The organism is Leptolyngbya sp. PL-A3 (assembly GCF_039962325.1).
Lineage (GTDB): Bacteria > Cyanobacteriota > Cyanobacteriia > Elainellales > Elainellaceae > Vacuolonema.
This window is the reverse complement of the sequence record NZ_JAMPLB010000133.1, coordinates 1-7616: the sequence shown is the minus strand read 5'-3', so window position 1 is coordinate 7616 and position 7616 is coordinate 1. Positions and strand designations below refer to the sequence as shown.

8 protein-coding genes are annotated in these 7616 nt (G+C 50.8%); 6 read left to right on the top strand and 2 right to left on the bottom strand.

The features are described from left to right. A partial coding sequence (locus NDI52_RS34425) for a hypothetical protein (RefSeq protein ID WP_348257170.1) occupies positions 1-218 on the bottom strand: 218 nt, incomplete at its 3' end. A 223-nt stretch (positions 219-441) separates the two neighbouring features. Between NDI52_RS34425 and NDI52_RS34420 the strand changes: the two genes are divergently transcribed. The 6 genes from NDI52_RS34420 (at position 442) to NDI52_RS34395 (ending at position 6292) form a co-directional block, all read left to right on the top strand. Next, positions 442-618, top strand: coding sequence for a hypothetical protein (locus tag NDI52_RS34420; RefSeq protein WP_348257169.1), 177 nt, complete (start codon positions 442-444; stop codon positions 616-618). Between the two features lie 12 nt (positions 619-630). Further along, positions 631-1194 carry a Uma2 family endonuclease gene (locus NDI52_RS34415; protein WP_348257168.1) on the top strand — a complete coding sequence of 188 codons (564 nt, stop codon included), beginning with the start codon at positions 631-633 and terminating at the stop codon, positions 1192-1194. A gap of 301 nt (positions 1195-1495) precedes the next feature. After that, positions 1496-2299 (top strand): hypothetical protein, encoded by an 804-nt coding sequence (locus NDI52_RS34410; RefSeq protein WP_348257167.1) that lies wholly within the window; start codon positions 1496-1498, stop codon positions 2297-2299. Positions 2300-2514: 215 nt separating this feature from the next. Next, the gene (locus NDI52_RS34405; protein WP_348257166.1) at positions 2515-2754 is read left to right on the top strand and encodes a hypothetical protein; all 240 of its coding nucleotides are present in this window, start codon (positions 2515-2517) and stop codon (positions 2752-2754) included. Further along, positions 2755-2955, top strand: a complete 201-nt coding sequence (locus NDI52_RS34400; RefSeq protein ID WP_348257165.1) for a hypothetical protein — start codon at positions 2755-2757, stop codon at positions 2953-2955. It abuts the gene before it with no gap. A gap of 124 nt (positions 2956-3079) precedes the next feature. Then, positions 3080-6292: a DUF3854 domain-containing protein gene (locus NDI52_RS34395; protein ID WP_348257164.1), complete on the top strand. Its 3213-nt coding sequence runs from the start codon at positions 3080-3082 to the stop codon at positions 6290-6292. 363 nt (positions 6293-6655) lie between these two features. On the opposite strand, the gene istB is transcribed toward NDI52_RS34395, so the two are convergent. Then, a complete protein-coding gene (gene istB / locus NDI52_RS34390) occupies positions 6656-7456 on the bottom strand; it encodes an IS21-like element helper ATPase IstB (RefSeq protein ID WP_348257163.1) in 801 nt (266 codons plus the stop codon). Positions 7457-7616 lie beyond the last annotated feature (160 nt).

Genomic DNA, 7616 nt, shown 5'->3' with positions numbered 1-7616 from the left:
CCTTCTAGGTATTCCACGTAGCCCTGATTGGCGAATGTGGCGGGCTCTGGGAGATAGAGCACATAACTTTCTTGCAGCACCATGCCCAGGCCCGAATAGAGCTTTGCAGCACCATTCCCAATATCAAAGCCAATGGGCAGAGATTGGTTGGGGGTGGCATCTTCTGTCAGTCGCTGGCGGGTGCGAGGGGTTGCCGCTTGCGGGGTTTGAATAGGCATATCGGGCTTAACTCCTTATCAGATGTGAATTTGATGGATTTTTGAAAGCTTTTAGGGATCTGGCGGGTGTTGCCGCCCTCTGTCAGCTATTGCCATCCCTGGATACAGTGTTAGCATAGTAATAACTGTATTGCAACTGTATTGAAAACATCAGTAAGTGTAGAATTAACAGTTCCAGCTTATCGGAGGTAGGATCTTGGTGATCAAAGCAGCGAAACCTGTTATGCCGCGCAAAATTCAGGTAACTCTTCCCGATCGCGTCGGGGATGATTTAGAGAAATGGGCAGAGTATGAAGGGCGGGCTCTGGCCAACCTTTGCAATTACCTGTTAGAAGCTGCGGTAAAAGCAGAGAAAGAAAAAAATCCCCAATGGGCGCAACCCAGTGGGGAACAGAAGTAAGGACGATCGCTAATGAATACCCTCATACCTGCAAAATTCAGCGTCGATGCCTACCACAAGATGATTGCGGCGGGGGCATTAGATGATCGGCGCGTCGAGTTGTTGAACGGAGAACTGATTGAAATGCCGAGTGAGGGTGCTCCCCATGCTGGTTTCAGTAGCGATGCGGGGGATTATCTTCGTGACCTACTGCAAGGTCAAGCTAAAGTACGGGAGGGGCATCCCATAACCATTCCCCAGAATGACTCAGAGCCTCAACCGGATCTGGCGATCGTTCAGCAGCTAGGGGAGGTTTACGACGAACGGCATCCCCAGCCTGAGGAGGTCTACTTACTCATTGAGTTTTCAGACACCAGCTTGGAGAAAGACCTTGACCCGAAAGCCAAACTCTATGCGGCGGCAGGAATTCAGGAATACTGGGTCGTTGACCTCAGGTCCAAAGTTCTCGTCGTTCATCGGACACCGTCAAAGGGCAGGTATGGGCTGGTGCAAGAAATTAACAGCGGATCTATCTCTCCGCTGGCATTTTCCAACATCAAGGTATCAGTGGAACGGATTCTCAAACTGAAGAGGTAATCGTAAGGGAACGATCGCCATTAGCTAAACCCAGACATTAGCTAATTTCAACGCTAGGTACTTAACTGATAGCTTGGAAGCAACTAATTCAAAAAATTGTTGAGAGTTGATTTAGCTGAAGTGCCTGCAATGACTGTATTGTAATTCAATACAGTTATTAAAAATTATTTAGAATTGGCCTTCGGAAATTAGAAAAAAGAAGCTATATTCAAGATCAACCGATAAAGGGGCGATCGCACCCATCAACCTAATAGTTAGAACAGTTTGGCTCTAGAGATAGTTTTCAGGAGGTGACATAGGGATGACGGCGATCGCCATAGCAGATCAAGTGAGAACGCTGAAAGTCGAGCGGGCAAATTCCGGTTATAGTCTGCCTTTGGTTAAGCAAAGCCCAGAAGCAATCGAAGTTATCCAGCTTGTGTCAGAAATGACTAAGGGAACATCGCTTCCACCGATTATGCTACGCGGGGACGCTCTAGCAATGGCAAACGGAAGTGAATCGTTTGCTCTTTCGCTCCTATGGTTTCTCAGTTTTCAAGGGTACGTCAGCAAAAAACTTCCTATCTTCTCTGATTGGCAAATGAAGGCTATCAAGCCGATAGGAGAAATTTTTCATACCCTATTTGACTTACTGAAGGAGATTTACAATTTCTGCGAAGAGTTTGAATGCCTCGACGTTTTGCCCTACAACCATGCTTTAGGCCACTGGAGAGTACTGGTCAAGGAAGGGATTGAGTGTGACTTAAGGCTAGAGAGTCTAAGGAAGCCTGAAGGGAAACGAGAGACAGCTGATCGACTGGCTAAGCAGATCCAAGGGTTGAATAAATGCTTTGAGTCAAAGGAAAACCCCTATGATCCCATAGCTACCCCGGCCTCCTTTGAACTAATTAAGATCTGTCTTGAAGTAGGAGCTCACCGTGCAAAGGACAGCGTTCCGGCACGAAAGCGAAGAAAAGTTATCAGAGATGTTTTGTTCGGCCAGTGCATGGACGCCATGAGAAAATGGCAAGTCGAACTAAAGCGCGGAGGGAGGCTTAACGCCTGCTACTCAAACGGCAAAAGTCTTGTAGTGATCGAATCAGGGAGGAAAACGACGAAGCTATAGTTTGTGCCCAAACTAGGGGGGTATAGATCTTCTACACCTGACCTAATCTTGAATTAAGCGATCGCCAATGCTGCAAGCTGGCAGGCCCGGAGCATAAGGCGATCGCCCTCAAAGTCCAAAAATCAAAAAGCGACTCGACGCGTAAGCTGGCAGGCCCGGATCGAAGTCGCTCTTGATTAACGTTTACTAATGCCCCGATGGAGGGGGCGTTAACTATGAGTTTAGCTAATGTCGATCGTTTTGTAACTCCCCCCAAGAATAGTGGCGGCGGATCCAAAAACGCTAAATATAGAACCCGTTGGATCAAGCAAGCCCAATATGCCTTAGCCAAAAGCAAGCGCGGCGGGTATCCCGATCGCCGGGAACGTCGTCTGATTGCCCGGTTCCAGCAGTGGCAGGCAGAGCAACGGCAGCAGCAGCAACAATCTAACCCCGAACAACAAAAGGCAGCATAAATGAGCACCACTACCCTGAACGGGTCGGTGGTGAATTCGCCTGTATCCGCTCGTCGGGCGATCGCTGCTGACTCGATTGATGTTTTGACCTTACTTCCTTACAGCCATGAGCGATCGCTGGCCGTGGATTGGGCGTTGTGGATCGAGGATCAATCCTTTGAGGTCTTGGCCCGTTTCGTGCTGGAAGGGGGGCGAGTATGAGCACCCTACGCAACAAGCGTCACGAATACCTCCTCGAGGAATACCTCGCGCTAGTCGGCTTCTTTGAGCTAATCGCAAAACGCCCAAGTAAGTCAGAGCAACAATACTGGCTGGAACGGCACAGTTGTTATTACGGGCTTTCGCCTGCGGCTGCAACCCGAATCTTCAAGACCTGGCTGACGGAGCGGGCAATCAAGGGGGGGGCGAAGTGAGTTACCCCACAGTTCTAGAAGAGTTCCGCAAGAGCGCTATTCCAGATCGGCTCACTCTGGCAAACGTGAAGATCACAGCAGGGGATGAGGCGATCGAAATCCTGCTAGAGAATTCCCTTACCCAGGTTCAGGGCAATAGCGTCTATGTGACGGCCCCGGCAACTCGCATGATGGCCCGCTATGAGTTTTTGCAGGAGGGCGCATGGTACGCGCACGGATGCCGATTGGATGGCAGCAGGGGCGAGGTGGTCTACATGAAGCCGTTCGCACCCAGGAAGGTTCTGGAAAACGGCAGAATCAAAACTATCAAATACGAAACCCCTCCCAAATGTGAAGCACTGCCTATCCTACCCCATGTGGATGAGGAAACAGCTCAGGAACTCTATCGGCTGCACAAGGTAACGCCTCTAGAGAGTGAAACATTCTGGCAGTGCTGGCTGCGCTGCAACTTGCCCATAGGTATCACAGAAGGTCTGAAAAAAGCCCTTTCCATGACTGCTAAAGGCTTGCCCACTATTGCTCTACGCGGTATTGCCTGCTGGCATCGCAAAGGTTCACCGGAGCTGCATGAGGCGATCGCCCACTTTGCCACACCAAGCCGCAAGATCAAAATCGCTTTCGACCAGGACGAAAAGCCCAAAACCCAAAGGGATGTACGCACCCAGGCATTGAAGTTAGGAGCTGCCCTGGAGTTGGTAGGCTGTCAGGTATCTGTACTGATGTGGTCTACCACCGATGGCAAAGGTATCGACGATGCGATCGCCGGGAAAGGTGAACAGGGCCAAGTGTGGTTTAACTCCGTGGTGAAGGATGCCCCGTCGCTGCATGACTACCGGAAATACGGACGGGTAGCAATGGCGATCGCCACCATTGACCGACTAAATCAACTTACCTATGCCGTCGAACGAGCAACAGAAGGCGAGTATATGCCTGAGTTGCCCGAATTGATTCAGGGGATGCTTCATGTAATCTTTGCTTCGATGAATGCCGGGAAAACAACCCGTGTAGGGACTGACTGGGTTAAATGGGCGATCGCGGCGGGATGGAATGTCCTGGTACTTACTCCGATCAACAACCTGGGGGGGCAAACGTCAACTGACTGGGGGCTACCCCATATCAACGACGATAAAGACCCACAAAAAGGCATTGACACCCGGCAATTGTGGGAGGAGGTAAAGGACAAGGGCGGCATAGTAATGTGCGGTCATTCTCTGCCAAAAATCCCCCTCTGGTTTTGGGATCGGCCCGTGCTGCTGGTGTTTGATGAGGCAAATCAAGTTATTCACGATCTGACAGCAGGAGATACATTAGGCAGCCGTTATCAAACAGTTTTTGAGCACTTAGCAGCAGCAGCGCGTCATGCCATCGAGACAGGGGCGATCGTGGCATCTGAAGATGGCATCCCCGACCGTGCAGTGCGTTTCCTACAGCAGATTTCTGGACTCCCCCAGGTGCGAGTTGTCAGCCACCAGAAACAGGGGCAATCGTGGGATTGTACCGTCTACACTAACCAGCCTAGTGGCTATCGAGCACGACTAATACAGGCAGTAAAGAGCGATCGCCATCTCATTGTCACCTCTTCTCAACGGGAAGGCCGAAGGATGGACAAATCGATCCAACGGCTTTACCCATCTCTTAAAGTGGTGCGGATTGACTCTGAAACCAATCAGAAAGGGGAATTCAGGACATTCTTTGATTCTCCCGATGATTGGCTACAGCAACATAAACCGGATGTGCTGATTTTGTCCCCTTCTGCCAAATCAGGGGTAAGCATTGAGGGAAGCTTCTCTATAGAGAATGCTTATTTCAGTAAGGTATGGGGATATTTCCCGGCATTGGACACGGATGCCCACATGCAGATGCTTGGTCGTTACCGTCCACCAGTGCCCCGGATCATCTTCGTTCCTCAGTTCATTATGGCCAGTGGGGATGAATTTCTAATGAACCCACGTACCATTCAACGACGACTAAACACTAATCTGCGGGCGATCAGCGGCCTGTACTCATTGGGTGAAGTCCTGGAAGCTTCCGAACGCAGGGATGAGAATTTACTGCAAATAGAAGCAGCAGTATTAGAGTACGTGGCGGAGTCTAAGGCCGTCATGGGGGCGCAAAAGGCGATCGCCCATGATGCTCTTGTTCGACGACTGGAGAAGGCAGGGCATAGGGTCCAGTGCGTAAAAATAGGCAAGGACAGCCACATTATTGAACTGTGGAAGGACGTACAAGAAGAAATCTGGCGGGAGGATGCCGCAACGATGGCAAAAGCCCGGCTCCTCGACGAACACACTCCCAAATGGGCACAGAAAACATTAGATTCCCATGAGGCATCGCTAGAGGTGCGGATCGTTGCGCAGAAAGTGCTGTTACGTGAGGAATTCCCCGGCATCGATTTCGACGACCCAGAGGATTGCTATCAGATCCTATTCCAAGACTTCGGCTCAATGCGGCGTGGCGTATCCCTCCAAGCTCGTGCTGAAAACCTTGAGGCTACCAAGGAACTCGAGCGCAAGATGGCAGAGGGTATTCTAAAGGGTTCCATTCGCCCCATCCATCGCTTACCTAAAAACTACGTTAGAGCATGGTTTCTGGCCAAAACAGGCGTGTTAAACCTGCTCGACGGCCAAAGATACAGCAACCAAGATCCACGGGCGATCGCGGTTAAAAAGGCAGCGCTTTATTACGCTAACGAAATCCATTACTGGTTACGGCTTCAAATCAAGCCAGGACAGACTCCAGTAGACATCTGCAACAAACTATTGGGGAAACTGGACATTGAAAAGAAGAATGGAACCTTGGAAGTTGCCAGACCAGGACGACGCGGTGAGCAGTCAGATCGCTTCTATTGCGTCAATTTAGAGATTAGTCCTGTCAGAGCTAAGCTGCTCAAAGCTGCACAGCAGAAGCTTTCTAGCCCCGTATCCACGATTCGATCAGATCAAGATCCTACTGATCTACAAATCGTGGATACAGCCCCCAACTCCCCATCTTTCGAGGGTTTGCCCCCAGATATTGCAGATGAATATCGAACCGCATGGCAAACTTGTACCTCCAATAAAGATAAGAATGCAATCAGGGAATCTGTGGAAGGGTTTGCCGAAGAGGTGCGGAGGCAAGCAGCATGACCCATCCATCCTTCCAGGTTGGGGATTGCGTCCTCACCCGTTGTGGGTCTGGCACCATCGAGAGGATCAACTCCTACGGTGAACCTATAGTGCGCGGCGACGGCGAAGACCCTATGTTTTATGAAAGATTCTCCCCGGTATCAAATGTCAAGCGGGTTGAGGTGTCGCGACAGCAGAGTTGACGGGTTAAAGACATAGACCGCAACGACAACATCAGATCGCAACGACAATTTCGGATCGAAATGACAACATCAGATCGCGACGACAATTTCGGATCGCGACGACAACATCAGATCGTAGGGACAGCAGCAGGACTCAACGACCCTGTAGGATCGCTTTTACCAGACACACGCTATGAGAAAGCTAGGAGGCAGACTTACTAGAACGGTTCGTTGCTACCCGTTTGCGATAGCTATCGGTTCTGATTTCCACAATCAAGGCATGATGCACTAAACGGTCTACGGCGGCGACCGTCATCATGGAATCGCTAAAGATGGTATCCCAGGCACTGAAGGGTTGATTGGCCGTGATGAGTAAGCTTTTGCGCTCATAACGGTGGGCAATCAACTCGAAGAGGACACTGGTTTCTGCTTCGGACTTTTTGACATAACCCAAATCATCCAGCACGAGCAAATCAAAGCGGTCCAGCTTCTTGAGGGCCGCTTGTAGGTTTAGATTGAGTTTGGCTTGCTGGAGGGACTGTACCAGGGCGAGGGATGGAAAGAACTTGACGCGTTTACCAAACTCCACCATACGACGGGCCACACCACTGGCTAGATGCGTCTTTCCTACCCCTGAAGCCCCGAAAATCAGACAGTTCTCCCCCCGCTCCAACCACCCTGGGTCATCCGCCAGGTTCATCAGTGGAGCCGGATTGAAGTTCGGGATATGGCTCCACTCAAAGTTGGAGAGGGTTTTTGCGTTTGGCAGTTGGGCCTCGCTGAGGGCGCGCTTGAGTCGGGTATTCCAGCGGTGTTGCACCTCCAATTCGCACAGTGCCAGCAAGAACTGGGCGTGCGACCATCCTTCCTGCATCGCCTGTTGTTCGAGTTCCTCCCACTGAGCCAGCATATGGGAGAGGTGCAGTTGCTTGAGGTAAAGACTGAGGCTCTGGTAAGGGCTGATGGGGGGTGTCACTAACTCGGGGGCTGAGGAGTTGGTCATAGCTGGAGAGTTCGTGTTGGGTGACGTTCACCTGCCGAATGGGAGGTCGTTGTAGCAATTGGAAATGCTCTTGTAAGCCCACCAATGTCAGGGTTTTGGCGTCCAGTTGTGTGTGCAAGTAGTGAGCAACGGCACCTTCTTTGTCCTGGGTCGCGGCAAT